Raw genomic sequence first — 16,155 nt, forward strand, 5'->3', positions numbered from 1 at the left:
CACTCCTCGATGCCATGCCGGGCCGTGCACGGTTCCCGGGACCTGTCGACCTGCCTTTCGGACCCGCACGGGCGTATTTTCCTGGCCTTCGCAATGCGGCCCCGCGGAACCCCCGGCCGACAAAACACCCCAAGAAGGAAGCCATGTCTGAAACCACGAGCGGCCAGTGCCCCGTATTCGACGCCGGCCGCGCCCACCCCGCCTATGCAAACACCAACACCGAGTGGTGGCCCAACAAGCTCAACCTGAAGGTCCTGGCCAAGAACACCCCCGTTTCAAACCCGCTGGATGCCGGCTTCAACTACGCCGAGGCATTCGAGGCCCTTGACCTGGAGGCCGTGAAGGCGGACCTCGCCGAGGCCATGACCAGGTCCTACGACTGGTGGCCGGCCGACTTCGGCCACTACGGCCCGTTCTTCATCCGCATGGCCTGGCATTCGTCCGGCACCTACCGCAGCCACGACGGCCGCGGCGGCGGAGGTGCGGGCCAGCAGCGCTTCGCCCCGCTGAACTCCTGGCCGGACAACGTCAACCTGGACAAGGCCCGCCGTCTGCTCTGGCCGGTCAAGAAGAAGTACGGCCAGTCCATCTCCTGGGCCGACCTGATCATCCTGGCCGGCAACGTGGCCATGGAGACCATGGGATTTGAGACCTTCGGCTTTGCCGGCGGGCGCCCGGACGTCTGGGAAGCCGACGACGACGTGTACTGGGGCCCGGAGAAGGTGTGGCTGGACAACGAGCGCTACACCGGGAACCGCGAGCTTGCCGACCCGCTGGCGGCGGTCCAGATGGGCCTGATCTATGTGAACCCGGAAGGCCCCGACGGCTTGGCCGATCCGCTGGCCGCGGCCATCGACATCCGCGAGACCTTCCGCCGCATGGGCATGAACGACGAGGAGACCGTCGCGCTGATTGCCGGCGGCCACACCTTCGGCAAGACCCACGGCGCCGACGCCGAGTCCCACAAGGGTCCCGCCCCGGAGGCCGCACCGCTTCAGATGCAGGGCCTGGGCTGGAAGTCCGGCCACGGCACCGGCCACGGGGATGACACCATCGGCTCGGGTCTGGAGGTCACCTGGACCTACCACCCCACGCGCTGGGACAACGAGTACTTCCACATCCTCTTCGCCTACGAGTGGGAAATGTTCCTCTCCCCCGCCGGCGCCCAGCAATGGCGACCGAAGGACGGCGCCGGCGCCGACATGGTCCCGATGGCCCACAACCCCTCGGTGCGCCGCGAACCTCGCATGCTCACCACGGACCTGTCCCTGCGCTTCGACCCGGTCTACGGCCCGATCTCCCGGGACTTCAAGGACAACCCGGAGAAGTTCGCCGACGTCTACGCCCGCACCTGGTTCAAGCTGACCCACCGCGACATGGGGCCCAAGTCCCGCTACCTGGGCAAGGAGGTCCCGGCGGAGGACCTGCCCTGGCAGGACCCGCTGCCGGCCGCCCCGGAAACAACCCTCGGGGAAACGGAAATCGCGGCGCTGAAGGAGCTGATCTCCTCCTCGGGCCTGGGCGTGAGGCAGCTGGTCTCCACCGCATGGAAGGCCGCTTCGACATTCCGGTCCTCGGACAAGCGCGGCGGGGCCAACGGCGGGCGCATCCGCCTTCAGCCGCAGGTCTCCTGGGCCGTGAACCAGCCCGATCAGCTGCGGGACGTCATCGCCGTGCTCGAAGGAATCGTTGACCGGTTCAACGCCACCTCGGAGACCAAGACCTCCTTCGCCGACGTGGTGGTGCTGGCCGGCAACGTGGGCATCGAGCAGGGCGCCCGCGCCGCGGGCACCGAAATCACCGTCCCGTTCACCCCGGGCCGCGTGGATGCCACCCAGGAGCAGACCGATCCGGAGCAGTTCGCCTGGCTCGAGCCGGTGGCCGACGCGTTCCGCAACTACGACTCGGGCCTCTTGAAGATGCCCAGTGAGTTCCTGCTGATCGACCGTGCGAACCTGCTGGGGCTCTCGGCCCCGGAGATGGCGGTGCTGCTTGGCGGGCTGCGCGTGCTGGGCAACAACTGGGACGGCTCGGACCTGGGCGTCTTCACCGACACCCCGGGCACGCTGACCAACGACTTCTTCGTGAAGCTCACGGAGCTGGGCCTGGAATGGGTTCCGGATGCCGAGGAGCTGACCTTTTCCACCGCCGATGGCCGCTTCACGGGCAGCCGCGTGGATTTGGTCTTCGGCTCGGATTCCGAGCTGCGCGCCCTGGCCGAGGTGTACGCCTCGGACGACGCGCAGGAGAAGTTCGTGCGCGACTTCGCCGCCGCCTGGGCCAAGCTCATGGATGCCGACCGCTTCGAATTGCGGAGGCATCTCCGGGCCTGATCGGGCCAGCGGGGGCAGGTGTTTCACCCCCTCCGGTTCCCGCCCGCATGCGGACCCGCGGCCGGCTGTTCAGCCGGCCGCGACCATCCGCTCGACCAGGTGGGCGGCGTCGGCACCGACCCCGGGGATCACCGCCGACGGCTCGGTGTGCAGCCACGGCAGCCCGATCGCGTAGAGGCCCGGCTGGACGGTGACGCCGCGGCGGTGCAGCGGGTAGCCCCATTCGTCCAGGATCGGCAGCCCCAGCCAGGAGAAGTCCAGCCGGTAGCCGGTGGCCCACACCACCGCGGCGATCCCCTCCGCATCCATGTCGAGATCGATTCCTCCCTCCGGCACCGGACCGAGGCCGGTGGCCGGTGGATCCTGCGGCAGCTCGAGCCCGGTGGCCGCTGCATAGGCATCGAACATCGGGCGGAAACGCACGTCGAAGTCGGTCTCGGCAAAGGCCACCTTGCGGGCCACATCGTCCCCGAAACCCACCGTGGACCCTTCAACCCCAAGGACCTTCCCGTGCAGCACCGCGCCACGTTCGGCGAGGCGGCGAGGAGAATCCTCGAACAGGTGCGGATGGCATTCGAAGCGGGCGGCCGGGGTCGGCAGGTCATCCACCGTGGGGACCTTCATGCCGAGTTCCGGGCCCCGTAGCAGCACCTGCATCAGCCACCAGTACAGGTTGCGGCCGCGGTAGCTGCGCGGGGCGCCGGTGCAGGAGGACACCGCCACGTGCACGCGCCGCCCCGCGGAGAGCAATTCGGAGGCGATCTGCGTGCCGGACTGCCCGGTCCCGACGACCAGTACCGCGCCCTCGGGCAATTGGCCCGGTTGCCGGTAGTCGTTGCTGTGCAGTTGCCGGACCGACTCCGGGAACCCGGCCGCCGCGGCCGGCAGGCTCGGCACCTGGAAGGGGCCGGTGGCCAGCACCACCCGGTGCGCCGAAATCGAGGCGCCCTGGGCGTGGACCAGGAAACCGCCGTTGGCCACTTCCATCCCGGTCACTTCGGTGGCCAGGCGCACCGGGGCGGCGATCCGCCCGGCGTAGTCGCGGAACAACTCGATGACGGCATCGCGGCCCGACAGCGCGTTGGGGTCGGGCCCGTCGTACGGCATGCCGGGCAGCTGGAGCGCGAAGTTCGGCGTGACCAGCCGAAAGCTGTCCCAGCGGTCCTGCCAGGCGCCGCCGAGTGCTTCGCGGCGGTCCACCAGCAGGTGCGCGATGCCGGCCTGGTTGAGCCAATAGCTGGTCGCGAGTCCGGCCTGGCCGGCGCCGACGACGAGCGTGTCCACTGTTTCGGTACCCATGATGTCCTCCCCGGGGCGGGATTGTTCCCTTGTGGTCTTGGTACCGAGGGTAGGGGGCGGAGGGGGCCGGCGACTTCCGCAGAATCACCCATCCCGGCCAAATGGGTTCTTTTGTGTAGTGTGCAGGCGCAGGTAGCGCGGCGTGCGTGCCGCATAGTGCTCGTACCGGCTCCCGAATTCCTCCAGCAGCCGGCGTTCCTCGTCCCGGATGGCCCGGTGCACCAGCAGCGCGGCGGCCGGGAGGGTCAGCGCCGTCCAGCCGCTGCCCGCCGCGGTCCCGGCGCCGGCGTGGAACAGCAACCACGCGAGGTACATCGGGTTGCGGCTGAGGCGGTAGGGCCCGGAGACGACCAGCGCCTGCGGGCGTGCCAAATCGACGGGGCGTGCTGCCCTCCAGGCAGCCGCGGCAAGCAGCACGCCGGAACCGGCCAGCAGCGTCCCGCAGGCCGCAGCGGCGGGAGGCTGCCGGGGTGTCGCGCCGAGCCTGCCCAGCAGGACCGCTGCGCCCAACCCGGCCAGGTGCGGCACGGGGACCGGGACATTGGACAGTCCGCGGCGCCACCGGGCGCTGCGGCTGTCCGCCGCCATGCTAATGGACCCCATGGTTCCCGCCGTCCGCGACCCGGCGCGCTCCGGCGCGCGCGGCGATGCCGCGGTCGTACGCATAGGCGGTGGCGGCCGCCCGGTTCTCCACCCCGATCTTCGTGTAGATGTTGCTCAGGTGCCGGGCCACGGTCTTCTCGCTGAGAAACAGTGTCTGGGCCACCTGGCGGTTGGTCATCCCCGTGGCGACCAGCCGCAGCACCTCCGTTTCGCGCGGGGAAATCGGCCCGAAGCCGACTGTCTGCGTTGCGGTGTCCGGCTTCGCCCCGGGACCGGGTACCGGGCCGGCCTCCAGCGACTTGGCGGCCCGGCCCAGCGCGGCCGCTGCCCCCAGTTCGCGCAGAGAGGCCCGAGCGGCATCCAGTTCCATCCGGGCGCCCTCCGCGTCCCCCAGCAACCGGCAGGCCTCCGACATCGGCAACCGCGTGCGGGCCACCTCCAGGGGCAGGCCCAGGGACGACCAGTGTTCCCGCGCCCGGCTGAGCAGCGCCAGCGCCTGTTCCGGATGCCTCTGCGCCAGCAGGATCCTTCCCTGCAGCAGCAGCGCCTCGGCCTGCAGCTGGACCGAGCCGAAGTAATGGGAGATCCCTGCCAGTTCGCGGGCCAGTTCGGTGGCCCGCGCCAACCGTCCGACGGCCAGCAGCGCTTCCCCCGCCGCGGGCAGCAACCGCGCCCGGTCGGTGGCGGCCGAGGCTTCGGCAAGGGCACGTTCCAGGGCCGGAGCGGCTTCCCGGGGTCGGTCCTGGTCCAGGCGCAGCAGGCCCAGCCCGGGTTGCGGCGAGACACCGAAGCCGTGTGCCCGCCCGTAGTGCCGCTCGGCCTGCGCGGCGTCACCCCGGATCCGTTCGAGTTCGCCCAGCTCGTAGTGGGCCATCCCGAGGGCCGGGTGCCGCGGCCTGGCCAGCCAGTCCGCGGCACGGGCGGCCTCCGCCGCAGCTCTGTCCAGCTCGCCGCGAAGGCGCATCAGCTGGGCGCGGTGCACCAAGCACTGCCCGCGGTATGGGACCAGGTCGGGCTGGTGGTCGCACCAATCACCCAGGGCTTCGGTCCATTCCCGGGCACGGCGCAGATCGAAGACGTCCTGGCATTCGGAGATCGCGGCACAGTAGACGATTCCCACGGCGATCGGGCACACCGGATCGCGAGTGACCACCAGCATGGCCTCGTCGATCAGCGGCAGGGCCTCGGCGATCCGTCCGAGCCGGATCAGTGCCTGGCTGCGTCCCAGGATCCCCAGGGCCAGCAGCTCCGCGTCGCCAAGCCGTTCCCCTGCCTCAAGCGCCGTGGTCGATGCGACCAGGGCGGAACCGGGATCGGAATCCAGCTGAAAGAGGGCCTCGGGAATCAGCATCAGCATCTGCTCGGCGCAATCGGGCCGGCAGTGCGGCAGCAATCGCCGGGCATTGGCCATCCAGCCTTGCGCCCGGGCCACGTCGCCGCCCAGGGCCAACTCAAGCACCAGCCAAAACGCCGCACGCACCGCCTCGGGAAACCGTCCGGCGGCCATCTGGCCGTGGTACGCGCGTTCAAGGTTGTCGCGGCTTTCGGCGTCGAAGCCCAGCAGATAGGCCGCGATGGCCAGGCGGAGCAGGTCCGTTCCGTCCAGCGGCGCCTGGTTCCGCGCCGCGGAAAGGCCTCTGTGCGCGGCCTTCCAATCTTGCCCCGCAAAGCTTTCACGGCCCTGTTCCAAGGCCCCGTTTGTCGCCACGACGACCACCTCTGCGGCCAGAATACCGCAGTTGCGAGGTACGGTGGCCGCCGCGTCGAGACGGTCTTGGGCTGCGTTGTTTGGCCTCGCGGCTAGAGCGAAATCTCCACGTAGCCCATGGCCCCGCGGCGTGTCACGGTGACCTGTCCCAGCCCGGCGTCCCGCACCTCGTCAAAGAGCTCACCGGCCGTGCGCGCCACCGCGATGTCGCCGTGCGCCTTCAGCAAGCCCAGGTAGGCGTTGGACCGTCGCGGGCCCTTGACCAATGAGGCCAGGAACAGTTTTCCGTGATCCTCCAGCTGCCGGCCAAGCGCCCGGACGGTGGCAGCGACATCCGGGACCAGGTGCAGCAGCCCGAGCCCCAGGATCGTCTCGTAGCGCAGGTCCTGGGGCGGTTCAAGCATGTCCCGGCATTCCAGGGTGATCCGTTCGGGCAGGGTCCCGCCAGCCGCCTCGGTGATGGCCTGTCCGGCCAGCTTGAGCATCGGCGCGCTCATGTCCACCAGGGTTGTTATCCGGGCGCTGGCCACGTGAAGGGCCGCGGTGGCCTGCGCCGTGCCGACGGCCACCTCCAGCATCGGGCCGGTTCCCGAGCCGATCGCCCGGGCCGCGAAGGCGGTGTATTGCCGGGGATCGGCACCCCAGAACATCTGGTTGTACAGCCTTGAGCCGACCATCGCGTCATAGGCACGCGCAAAGCGCGCATAGTATTCGGGGTCCCCGAAAAACGTTTCGTTCATGCACACATGGTGCGCCCGCCGGAGCGGTCTTTTCTAGTGCACGGCCTCGCGGAAATGCTCGCGCAGCTTGTGCACGTCGACGTGCACGATTTCGCCGTTGCGCATGATGGGGCGCTTGGGTCCGCCGCCGATGGTGTCCAGGGCCAGGCGGATCAGCGTTCCGTGGGCCACCGCGATGATGTTCCGGCCCTCGTGGCGCTGGATCAGTTCGTGCAGCACAGCCAGGCCGCGGGTTGCCACCGCGTCCTCGGGTTCGGCCGATTGCAGCAGCTGGTCGATCCTCTCGCGCGGCAGGTCGCGGACCACCTCGCCCTCGGCCTGCCCGTAGCTGCGTTCCTGCAGGCCATCGAGCTTTTCGGTCAGCGCGAGACCCAGGTTCTGCCCGATCAGTTCCGCCGTCTCGACTGCACGCTCGAGCGACGAGGAGACCAGCACGTCCCAGGATCCGGAGCCGAGTTCCTGGCCCGCGACGTGGGCCTGTTCGCGGCCCAGGTCGTTGAGCGGAATATCCGTTTGCCCCTGGAGGCGGCCCTCGGCGTTCCAGGCGGTCTCACCGTGCCGAACCAAAACCAATGTTGCACTCATGCCCCCAAGCCTACCGGGCGCGGTTTGCCGGCAGTTCCGGATGCAGGATCTTCGATTTGCCTCCCCGCGTCCGCAACCTAAGCTCACATTCTTTGGCCGCGGGCGGTTTTCTTGCCACAATGGATGGCAGACCACCATCCCGAGCGGCCGAGAGATCTGGTTCAGTGACGCCGCAGCAACCTTCCACACTCCGGTGGACCAGGTGCTACCGCCAGAAGCGATGGAGAGCGCGCAAGCAATCTTTGGGAGTGCCGGGCCCCGCCACGGCATCGACCCTGCATTGACCCCGGGAAACCACGCAACACAGCCCCACCCCCCTCAGGGCATGGCATCCACTGGCAGTGGAAGGCCGCGCCCGCACATGCAAGGAGTCAGCCACCGATCATGGCCGAACATCAATTTGGATTCCGCACGCGCGCACTTCACGCCGGCGGCACCCCGGACGCCGAGCACGGTTCCCGTGCCGTGCCGATCTACCAGACCACCTCGTTTGTCTTCAAGGACTCCGACGACGCCGCGAACCTCTTTGCGCTGCAAAAGTACGGCAACATCTACTCGCGCATCGGCAACCCCACGGTTGCGGCATTCGAGGAACGCATCGCGTCCCTCGAGGGCGGCATCGGCGCGGTGGCCACCGGCTCGGGCATGGCCGCCGAGTTCATCACCTTCGCCGCGCTGGCCGGCGCCGGGGACCACATCGTGGCCTCCTCGAAGCTCTACGGCGGCACCATCACGCAACTTGACGTGACGCTGCGCCGCTTCGGCGTCGAGACCACCTTCATCGATTCCACGGACCCGGCGGAATTCGCCGCGGCGATCCGGGAAAACACCAAGGCGATCTACACCGAGGTCGTCGCCAACCCCTCCGGCGACATCGCCGACCTCAAGGGCCTGGCAGAGGTCGCACACGCCGCGGGCCTGCCGCTGGTGGTCGACTCGACGCTGACCCCGCCGTACCTGCTGCGCCCGATCGAGCATGGCGCGGACATCGTGATCCATTCGGCCACCAAGTTCCTCGGCGGCCACGGCACCACCCTGGGCGGCGTCGTCGTGGAGGCCGGCACCTTCAACTGGGGCAACGGCAAGTTCCCGACCATGACCGAACCGGTCGCCTCCTACGGCAACGTCTCCTGGTGGGACAACTTCGGCGAGTACGGATTCCTGACCAAGCTGCGTTCCGAGCAGTTGCGCGACATCGGACCGGCGCTTCCGGCGCAGTCCGCGTTCCAGCTGCTGCAGGGCGTCGAAACCCTGCCCCAGCGCATGGACTCGCACCTTTCCAACGCCAAGGCCGTGGCGCAATGGCTGGAAAACGACCCGCGCATCTCCTACGTGAACTTCGCGGGACTGCCCTCCCACCCGCACTTCGAGCGAGCGAAGGAGCTGCTGCCCCTGGGTGTCGGCTCGGTGTTCAGCTTCGGAGTCAAGGGCGGCCGCGCCGCAGGCACCGCCTTCATCGAGGCGCTGCAGCTGGCCAGCCACCTGGCCAACATCGGGGATGTGCGCACCCTGGTGCTGCACCCTGCCTCCACCACGCACCAGCAGCTGAGCACCGAGCAGCTGGCTGCCGCGGGTGTTCCCGAGGACCTGATCCGCTTCTCGGTGGGCCTCGAGGACCTCGAGGACATCCTCTGGGACCTCGACCAGGCGCTGACCGCCTCGCAGCAGGTTGCCAATGCTCCTGCCGAGGAAACCTACGACGGGGCTGCCTGCTCCATCGATGCGGCTCGCGCGGCCGCCGTGACGGGAGCCAAGTAATGACCGCCACAGATACCCGCAGCTGGGTCGGCCCGAACGCGGCCGAGCGCCTGGAGATCCTGCGCAACACCAAGTCGATCGCGATCGTGGGGGCCTCGAACAAGCCCTCGCGCGCGAGCTACTTCGTGGCGACCTACCTGCTCTCCAGCTCCAAGTACAAGGTCTACTTCGTGAACCCGGTGCTCGATGAGATCCTGGGCCAGCCGGTCTACAAGTCGCTCGCGGACCTGCCAGAGACCCCGGATTTGGTCGAGGTCTTCCGCAAGCACGACGATTTGCCCGGCGTCCTGGACGAGTCGATCGCCGTCGGCGCCAAGACCCTGTGGCTGCAGCTGGGTTCCTGGCACGAGGAGGTCGCGGCGAAGGCCGAGGCCAACGGCCTGGACGTGGTCATGGACCGCTGCGTGAAGATCGAGCACGCCCGCTTCCACGGCGGGCTGCGTCTGGCCGGATTCAACACCGGCGTCATCTCCTCCAAGCGCCAGCTGCTCGCCTAGCAAGCCGAACAGCGCGAAGGGTCCGGGTCCGAAACCATCTGGTTCAGGATCCGGACCCTTCGTTTTTGGCTGGAACTCCGGCCGTTAGCGCAGCCCCGGCAGATCCTCGCGGGCCATGACCATGGAAAAGTTCCACAGCTTGCGTTCGGTGCCGTCGCCGGCAGCGGCAATGCTCCCCGCCTTGGTCCGGCGCAGCAGTTCCAGCACGCCCTCCTCGAGCTCTTCGGCTTCACGGGCATTGAGCCTGAGGCTTGAGATGTCCAGCATGGCCCGGGCCTCGGGCTCGGAGCCGGTGGCGTATTTGGTGCCCCAGTCGACCACGGCCCGCAATTGCCTGATCTGGTCCTCGGCCTCCTGCCCCAGGTAGGCCCGCAGGGCCAGGGCGTCGTCGGTCTCGCTTGGCCGGTTGGGCGAGCCCACACTCAGTCCGCCGGGCACCGCTCGCCAGACCCGGTCGCGCTTGTCTCGGGCCAGTTCCGGGGCGTCCTCGATGATATGTGCCTCGGCCAGCACCCGCAGGTGGAAGCTCAGCGAGTTGGCCGGCACGCCCAGGCGCACGGCCAGGTCGGCGGCCCGGGCGGCCTCCACGGCGGAAAGCTCGGCAAGGATGCGTCGGCGCAGCGGGTTGGCCATGGCCTTGAGCATGGGCGTGGTCATCGTGGTGCGGTCGGGTTGCCTGGTCTCCGGTTCCGGGTTGCTCATGGTTCCAAGTGTAGCGAATCCACAAAATTAGTTGCGCAACTGTTATTGCGCAATTAAGTTTGCGGGTTTACCGTGGGTTGCATGGAGAACATCTCGCAGCACCGCACCCTCCCCCTGTGGCGCGACCGGCAATACCTGTTGTGGCTCGGTTCCGACACCGGCTCGGCGATGGGCATGGCCCTGCAATCATTCACCGTCCCGCTGGTGGCGCTGGTGGCGACAGGATCGCCCGCGCAGGCGGGGCTCATTGCTGCCCTGGGCCAGCTGGTGCGGGTGGTGTGCACGCTGCCCGGCGGCGTGCTCGCCGACCGTCGGGACCGGCGCAAGCTCATGGCGCTCGGCGGCGTGCTGGGAGCCGTCGGCGGCATCGGGTTGTGCCTGGCCGTCGTCGGCGGCGTCCTGGGCTTCTGGACGCTGCTGGTGCTGCACCTGTTCATGTCTGCGCGCAACGGCGTCTTTGGTTCCGCCTCGGATGCCGCGCTCAAGGACCTGGTGCCGGAGTCCCGGCTGGCTTCCGCCCTGGCAGCGAACCAGGGCCGCGATGCGGTGATCTCGCTGGCGGGCGGACCGCTGGGCGGACTGCTGCTGTCGGTGTCGCAGGTCCTGGCCTTCGGAGCCATGGCCGGAGCCCATGCGGTGGCAGCGCTGGGCGCCCGGCTCATCGACTCCCCCGCAGCTCCGCCGGTGCCGGATTCCCGGACCGCAGAGGCCCCGAAACCAGACGATGGATCCGGGGCGTTGCGCAGCTACCTCGCCGAAGGGACCGCCGGGATGGCATGGCTGCTGCGGCGCCGGGATTTGCGCGGCATCCTGCTGATCTCCACCCTGCTGAACCTGGGCATCAATGCGTCGATCATCTCCGTCATTTTTGCCTTGCAGCAGCGCGGGGAATCGGCTGCCACCATCGGCTGGGTCTCGGCAAGCATGGGTGCCGGGATGTTGCTGGGGAGCCTGCCGGCCGCCGCGCTGCTCAAGCGCCTGCCGACAGGGCTCGCGGTGTGCAGCGGGCTGGTGGTGATGGCCTGCGCCATGGCCCTGCTGCCATTCACCCAGTCGCCCATCTGGGCCTCGGTGCTCTTTGGCATCTCGATCTTCGGCGCACCCACCATCAACGCCGGGCTGGGCGGCTACTTCATGGCCGCGGTGCCCAGCGAGCTGCTGGGCCGGGCCACCAGCGCCTCGGCCTTGCTGGGCATGGCAGCGGTTCCGCTGGCACCGTTGATTGCAGGATTCGGCTATCCGGCATGGGGTTGGTCGGGCCTGCTGGCCTGCTGCGCAGGGATCTGCGTGTTCGCCACCGTCCTGGCCGTGGCAAACCGGCCCTTGCGCACCCTGCCCGTCCAGGCGGAGTGGGCAGGGCACGCGTCGGTCCACACGAATCACGGCACCACGGCCCCGGCTTCGGGGCGCTAGGTGTTCGGGCCTACCAGTCGGCGTCTTCGTCGTCGTCGGCCTCGGAAATCCCCAGGTCCGGCTGCTGGTTCGAATCGAACTCGGCCCAGGCCTCGGTAAAGCCGAGGATGTCCTCGAGCGCCTCTTCCTCTTCGTCCTCCAGCAGCTCCAGGGCCTCCGGGGTGTCAAGAATGGTGCCGATGGCCGATGCGGGGTGCTCCTCGAAGTAGTCGACAGGAGAGTACTCGGCGTTGAAGGTCATGTCCTTGCTCTGCCCGTACAGGTCGATGAACGCCCGCACTGCCTTGGGGACCCGAGCCAGGTCCAGGCCCGACAAGGAGTCGTTGTATGCCTGCGCCGTCGCCTCGGCCCATTCCTCGATGATCGCTTCATTCATTTGCGAGTTGTTGTTGCCCACTGCCTTTTCCTGCCTGTTCGGAGATACTTCGAGCACCAATAGTAATGGGCGGAACCCGGGTGCGTACATGCCGAAAATGTGACGTTCGCCCGGGCCCGGCACATGCCGCGTCCGTGGCGTCGCACCTGGCGCCCGCGACGGCAAAAAGGGAGCCGGCGCTGGATGCCCGTCGGGCTTCCAGCACCGGCTCCCGGCAAGGCCTTGCTACAGTCGGCGGTTGGCCAGCACCGGCAGGAACTCGCGCACCTCGTCGATGCGGCGGCGGGTGACATCGGTGGTCACCAGCCCCTCGGAGTCCTCGCCCAGGTACTCGATCGGGACACCCATCGGGTCCAGGATCGCGGAATGGCCAATGGTGTGGCTGGAACTGGTTCCGGCCGCGGCGACCCACACCGTGTTCTCGATGGCACGGGCCCGCAACAGGGTTTCCCAGTGCTCGATCTTGTGCTCGCCCTTGAACCAGGCAGCGGGCACGAGCAAAAGCTCGGCCCCCTCGGTGACCAGCCGGCGGGCAACCTCCGGGAATCGCAGGTCGTAACAGGTCAGCACGCCTACCTTCAGGCCACCGATCTCAAAGATGGGAACCTGCCCCACATCCCCGGCCTTGATGGACTTGGATTCCTGGTAGGAGAAGGCGTCGTAGAGGTGGATCTTGCGGTACGTGCCCAGGATCGAGCCGTCGGCCCCCAGCACCGCCAGGGTGTTGTAGGGGCGGTCGTCGCCGCTTTGCTCGTACCCTCCGGCCACGATGGCGATGCCATGTTCTGCCGCCAGGAAGGACAGCTGCTGGACGAACGTGGTCCAGTTCCCTTCGATGGCCGCGTTCAGCGGGCCGGTCACCTGGGACACGGCGAGCATGGCTTCCTCGGGGAACAGCACCAATTCGGAGTCCTCGGCCTTCGCCTTGGCGACCAGGCTGCCCATGATCTTCAAGTTCTCGGTGACGGACCCGGAGGGGGCAAACTGACCAACACTGACCTTCATGGCGATTCCCTTCGTCGCTGAGTGCTTCCATCCAGCGTAACGACAATCGCCCATACGGTGGATCCGTCACCGCCGATTTCGCCATAGCCTGAGGAATGTGACGAGAAAACTAGGCAATAAGTGGTTTACGCTGGCGGTGCTGGCCGGGGCCCTGGCCATGATCGTGCTCGATGGCACGATCGTCGGGGTCTCCCTGCCGGCCATGATCCAGGACCTGGGCATGGGCCTGACCCAGGCCCAGTGGGTCAATTCCCTCTACTCCGTGGTGCTGGCGGCGCTGCTGATGACCGCCGGACGGCTCGGCGACAGGGTGGGACGCCGCCGGTTGCTGGCCCTGGGCGTCGGGCTCTTCGTGCTCGGCAGTCTTTCGGCAGCCCTTGCCACAGGACCCGGCACGTTGATCACCTCGCGCGCGCTGCAGGGCATCGGCGGTGCCGCAGTGTTGCCGTCCACGCTTTCGAGCATGAACTCGCTCTTCCGCGGCAAGGAACGGGCTGCGGCGTTCGGCGTGTGGGGCGCCGTCATGTCGGGTGCCGCAGCCATCGGCCCATTGGCCGGCGGCGCCTTCACCACCTACCTGGACTGGCGGTGGATCTTCTGGGTCAACCTGCCCCTGGGCATTCTGGTGATCCTGGGCATCTGGCGTTTTGTCCCGGAAACGACCAACGCTGCCAAGGGTCGCGGTGCCGACCTCCTCGGCGTGCTGCTCAGTGCCGTTGGGTTCGGGTTGCTGGTCTTTGCGCTCATCGAGGGTCCAAGCTGGGGATGGTGGTTCCCGCGCTCCGCGGTGGACTTCGGGCCGCTCGAGTGGCCGGCCGACGCGGCAGTCTCGCTGATCCCGCTGCTGGGGCTCGCGGCCCTCGCCTCACTGGCTGCGTTCATTGGCTGGGAGCTGCGCCGCGCCAGGACGGGCAAAAGCACGCTGCTGGATCTCTCGCTTTTCACCCACCCAACGTTTTCCTGGGGCAACGCCACCGCCACGATGGTGGCAATGGGAGAGTTCGGGCTGCTGCTGGTGCTGCCGCTTTACCTGATCAACGTGCTGGGCACCGACCCCATGGGCGCAGGGCTCATCCTCGCCGGCATGGCCGCCGGTGCATTCCTCTCCGGGGCCCTGGCCCGCCGCCTGGCCGAGGCCATGGGTGCCGACCGCGTCGTGATGCTGGGGCTGGGCATGGAAATCACCGGCGTGGCGGCCCTGCTGTTCGTGCTGGGGGCCGGGGCCCCGCTGCTGCCGCTGGTGGGCTCCCTGGTGTTCTACGGGCTGGGCCTGGGGTTGGCCTCCGCCCAGCTGACCAGCACCGTGTTGCGCGACATTCCCACCGAGTCCTCGGGCCAGGGCTCGGCAACCCAGAGCACCGTGCGGCAGCTGGGCGCCGGGTTCGGCACGGCCATTGCCGGCAGCGTTCTGGCCGTGGCCACCACGCATGCCGCCACCACCAACCTGGTGTCCCTTGCGCTGCCCGGCCTCGACGCCGGCGACTGGGCGCGGAAGCTCAGCGATTCGGCCGGCGGGCTGATCCCGCTCATCCAGCACGGCAACGCCGGAGCGGCCTTCGGGCCACACGCCGCGCAGGTCGCCGGGGCCATGTCCGAGGCATTCACCTCGGGAGTCCAGGCGGCCATGGTTGCCGCCGTCATCTGCCTGGCCATTGGCTGGGTCGGTTCGTTGCAGGTCAGCCGCGCAGCCCGGCGCGCGCAGCTGGTTCCCGCAACCGACCACTGAGCAAACGCCAAGGGCGTGGTTCCCGCACCGGCTGGAGTTCATCCTGCCGGTGCGGGAACCACGCCCCCTTGTTGTGTGGAACCTAGTCGTTGATCAGGTCGTGGCGCACGATGGTCTGCTCGCGATCCGGTCCAACACCAATTGCCGAGAAGCGGGTACCGCTCATGGCCTCGAGTGCCAGCACGTAGTTGCGTGCGTTCTCCGGAAGGTCTTCCATGGTGCGGGCCGTGGTGATGTCCTCGGTCCAGCCATCGAAGTACTCGAAGATCGGCTTGGCGTGGTGGAAATCGGTCTGCGTCATCGGCATTTCGTCGTGGCGCACCCCGTCCACGTCGTAGGCCACGCACACCGGGATCTTCTCGATGTTGGACAGCACATCGAGCTTGGTGACGAAGTAGTCGGTGAAGCCGTTCACGCGCGAGGCGTGGCGGGCCAGGACCGCGTCGTACCAGCCGCAGCGGCGCGGGCGGCCGGTGTTCACGCCGAACTCGCCGCCGGTCTTCTGCAGGTAATCGCCCATGTCGTCAAAGAGCTCGGTGGGGAACGGTCCTGCACCCACGCGGGTGGTGTAGGCCTTGATGATGCCGATCGAGCGGCTGATGCGGGTCGGGCCGATGCCCGAACCCACCGAGGCGCCGCCTGCGGTCGGGTTCGAGGAGGTCACGAACGGGTAGGTGCCGTGGTCCACGTCCAGGAACGTGGCCTGGCCGCCCTCCATGAGCACGACCTTCCCGGCATCCAGGGCGTTGTTCAGCTCGAGGGTCGCATCGATCACCAACGGGCGCAGTCGCTCGGCGTAGGAGAGGAAGTACTCGACGATTTCCTCGACCTCGACGTTGCGGCGGTTGTAGACCTTGACCAGCAGCTCGTTCTTCTGGCGCAGTGCGCCCTCGACCTTCTGGCGCAGGATGGATTCGTCGAAGACGTCCTGCACCCGGATGCCGAGGCGGCCGATCTTGTCCATGTATGCCGGGCCGATGCCGCGCCCGGTGGTGCCGATGGCGCGCTTACCCAGGAAGCGTTCGGTGACCTTGTCCATGGTCTGGTGGTACGGGGCAACCAGGTGTGCGTTGGCCGAGACCCGCAGCTTCGAGGTGTCCGCACCGCGGGCTTCGAGCCCGTCGATCTCTTCAAAGAGCGCTTCGAGGTTCACGACGCAGCCGTTGCCGATGATCGGGATGGCATTTGGCGAAAGAATGCCGGCGGGAAGGAGCTTGAGCTCATACTTTTCACCGCCAACGACGACTGTATGGCCGGCGTTGTTGCCGCCGTTTGGCTTCACAACATAGTCGACCTGGCCACCCAAAAGGTCTGTGGCCTTGCCTTTGCCTTCGTCGCCCCACTGGGCTCCGACGATCACGATTGCTGGCATGGGATCCTCCCCCTTGCTCGATTCAGCGCGGCCGGCAC

General features: G+C 68.1%; 14 protein-coding genes and 1 riboswitch. Of the genes, 5 read left to right on the forward strand and 9 right to left on the reverse strand.

Features of this window, described 5'->3' with window-relative positions:
• The first annotated feature begins 143 nt into the window (after positions 1–143).
• A complete protein-coding gene (gene katG / locus JOF46_RS01270) occupies positions 144–2,333 on the forward strand; it encodes a catalase/peroxidase HPI (protein WP_209905662.1) in 2,190 nt (729 codons plus the stop codon).
• Positions 2,334–2,402: 69 nt separating this feature from the next.
• On the opposite strand, the gene JOF46_RS01275 is transcribed toward katG, so the two are convergent.
• From JOF46_RS01275 to JOF46_RS01295, 5 genes are all read right to left on the reverse strand, one after another.
• Positions 2,403–3,632, reverse strand: coding sequence for a flavin-containing monooxygenase (locus JOF46_RS01275; protein ID WP_209905663.1), 1,230 nt, complete (start codon positions 3,630–3,632; stop codon positions 2,403–2,405).
• An 84-nt stretch (positions 3,633–3,716) separates the two neighbouring features.
• Positions 3,717–4,220, reverse strand: coding sequence for a methyltransferase family protein (locus JOF46_RS01280; protein WP_209905664.1), 504 nt, complete (start codon positions 4,218–4,220; stop codon positions 3,717–3,719).
• A gap of 1 nt (position 4,221) precedes the next feature.
• Positions 4,222–5,943: a LuxR C-terminal-related transcriptional regulator gene (locus tag JOF46_RS22635; protein ID WP_209905665.1), complete on the reverse strand. Its 1,722-nt coding sequence runs from the start codon at positions 5,941–5,943 to the stop codon at positions 4,222–4,224.
• Positions 5,944–6,035: 92 nt separating this feature from the next.
• Positions 6,036–6,683 carry a methyltransferase domain-containing protein gene (locus tag JOF46_RS01290; protein ID WP_209905666.1) on the reverse strand — a complete coding sequence of 216 codons (648 nt, stop codon included), beginning with the start codon at positions 6,681–6,683 and terminating at the stop codon, positions 6,036–6,038.
• Positions 6,684–6,716: 33 nt separating this feature from the next.
• Positions 6,717–7,268: a histidine phosphatase family protein gene (locus JOF46_RS01295; RefSeq protein WP_209905667.1), complete on the reverse strand. Its 552-nt coding sequence runs from the start codon at positions 7,266–7,268 to the stop codon at positions 6,717–6,719.
• Between the two features lie 131 nt (positions 7,269–7,399).
• Positions 7,400–7,495, forward strand: a riboswitch (SAM riboswitch).
• 157 nt (positions 7,496–7,652) lie between these two features.
• Between JOF46_RS01295 and JOF46_RS01300 the strand changes: the two genes are divergently transcribed.
• Positions 7,653–9,026 (forward strand): O-acetylhomoserine aminocarboxypropyltransferase/cysteine synthase family protein, encoded by a 1,374-nt coding sequence (locus JOF46_RS01300; RefSeq protein ID WP_209905668.1) that lies wholly within the window; start codon positions 7,653–7,655, stop codon positions 9,024–9,026.
• Positions 9,026–9,523: a CoA-binding protein gene (locus JOF46_RS01305; RefSeq protein ID WP_209905669.1), complete on the forward strand. Its 498-nt coding sequence runs from the start codon at positions 9,026–9,028 to the stop codon at positions 9,521–9,523. The genes JOF46_RS01300 and JOF46_RS01305 overlap by 1 nt, the downstream gene beginning before the upstream one ends.
• 84 nt (positions 9,524–9,607) lie before the next feature.
• On the opposite strand, the gene JOF46_RS01310 is transcribed toward JOF46_RS01305, so the two are convergent.
• Positions 9,608–10,225, reverse strand: a complete 618-nt coding sequence (locus JOF46_RS01310; RefSeq protein ID WP_209905670.1) for a winged helix-turn-helix domain-containing protein — start codon at positions 10,223–10,225, stop codon at positions 9,608–9,610.
• 81 nt (positions 10,226–10,306) lie between these two features.
• Between JOF46_RS01310 and JOF46_RS01315 the strand changes: the two genes are divergently transcribed.
• Positions 10,307–11,638: an MFS transporter gene (locus JOF46_RS01315; RefSeq protein ID WP_209905671.1), complete on the forward strand. Its 1,332-nt coding sequence runs from the start codon at positions 10,307–10,309 to the stop codon at positions 11,636–11,638.
• A 10-nt stretch (positions 11,639–11,648) separates the two neighbouring features.
• On the opposite strand, the gene JOF46_RS01320 is transcribed toward JOF46_RS01315, so the two are convergent.
• The gene (locus tag JOF46_RS01320) at positions 11,649–12,104 is read right to left on the reverse strand and encodes a hypothetical protein (RefSeq protein ID WP_209905672.1); all 456 of its coding nucleotides are present in this window, start codon (positions 12,102–12,104) and stop codon (positions 11,649–11,651) included.
• Positions 12,105–12,239: 135 nt separating this feature from the next.
• On the reverse strand, positions 12,240–13,019 hold the full coding sequence (locus JOF46_RS01325) for a carbon-nitrogen hydrolase family protein (protein WP_209905673.1): 780 nt from the start codon (positions 13,017–13,019) through the stop codon (positions 12,240–12,242).
• Between the two features lie 97 nt (positions 13,020–13,116).
• Between JOF46_RS01325 and JOF46_RS01330 the strand changes: the two genes are divergently transcribed.
• Positions 13,117–14,745, forward strand: a complete 1,629-nt coding sequence (locus tag JOF46_RS01330) for an MFS transporter (RefSeq protein ID WP_342592328.1) — start codon at positions 13,117–13,119, stop codon at positions 14,743–14,745.
• 82 nt (positions 14,746–14,827) lie between these two features.
• Here JOF46_RS01330 and JOF46_RS01335 read toward each other — a convergent pair whose 3' ends face one another.
• Positions 14,828–16,117: an adenylosuccinate synthase gene (locus tag JOF46_RS01335; RefSeq protein ID WP_209905674.1), complete on the reverse strand. Its 1,290-nt coding sequence runs from the start codon at positions 16,115–16,117 to the stop codon at positions 14,828–14,830.
• Between the last annotated feature and the right edge of the window lie 38 nt (positions 16,118–16,155).

It is taken from the genome of Paeniglutamicibacter psychrophenolicus, from assembly GCF_017876575.1.
Classification (GTDB): Bacteria; Actinomycetota; Actinomycetes; order Actinomycetales; family Micrococcaceae; genus Paeniglutamicibacter; species Paeniglutamicibacter psychrophenolicus.

Coding starts and splice junctions, on each gene's coding strand:
- JOF46_RS01310 (WP_209905670.1), bottom strand. CDS start 10,225: ATGAGCAACCCGGAACCGGAGACCAGGCAACCCGACCGCACCACGATG.
- JOF46_RS01295 (WP_209905667.1), bottom strand. CDS start 7,268: ATGAGTGCAACATTGGTTTTGGTTCGGCACGGTGAGACCGCCTGGAAC.
- JOF46_RS01305 (WP_209905669.1), top strand. CDS start 9,026: ATGACCGCCACAGATACCCGCAGCTGGGTCGGCCCGAACGCGGCCGAG.
- JOF46_RS01280 (WP_209905664.1), bottom strand. CDS start 4,220: ATGGCGGCGGACAGCCGCAGCGCCCGGTGGCGCCGCGGACTGTCCAAT.
- katG (WP_209905662.1), top strand. CDS start 144: ATGTCTGAAACCACGAGCGGCCAGTGCCCCGTATTCGACGCCGGCCGC.
- JOF46_RS01290 (WP_209905666.1), bottom strand. CDS start 6,683: ATGAACGAAACGTTTTTCGGGGACCCCGAATACTATGCGCGCTTTGCG.
- JOF46_RS01300 (WP_209905668.1), top strand. CDS start 7,653: ATGGCCGAACATCAATTTGGATTCCGCACGCGCGCACTTCACGCCGGC.
- JOF46_RS01335 (WP_209905674.1), bottom strand. CDS start 16,117: ATGCCAGCAATCGTGATCGTCGGAGCCCAGTGGGGCGACGAAGGCAAA.
- JOF46_RS01275 (WP_209905663.1), bottom strand. CDS start 3,632: ATGGGTACCGAAACAGTGGACACGCTCGTCGTCGGCGCCGGCCAGGCC.
- JOF46_RS01325 (WP_209905673.1), bottom strand. CDS start 13,019: ATGAAGGTCAGTGTTGGTCAGTTTGCCCCCTCCGGGTCCGTCACCGAG.
- JOF46_RS01320 (WP_209905672.1), bottom strand. CDS start 12,104: ATGTACGCACCCGGGTTCCGCCCATTACTATTGGTGCTCGAAGTATCT.
- JOF46_RS01315 (WP_209905671.1), top strand. CDS start 10,307: ATGGAGAACATCTCGCAGCACCGCACCCTCCCCCTGTGGCGCGACCGG.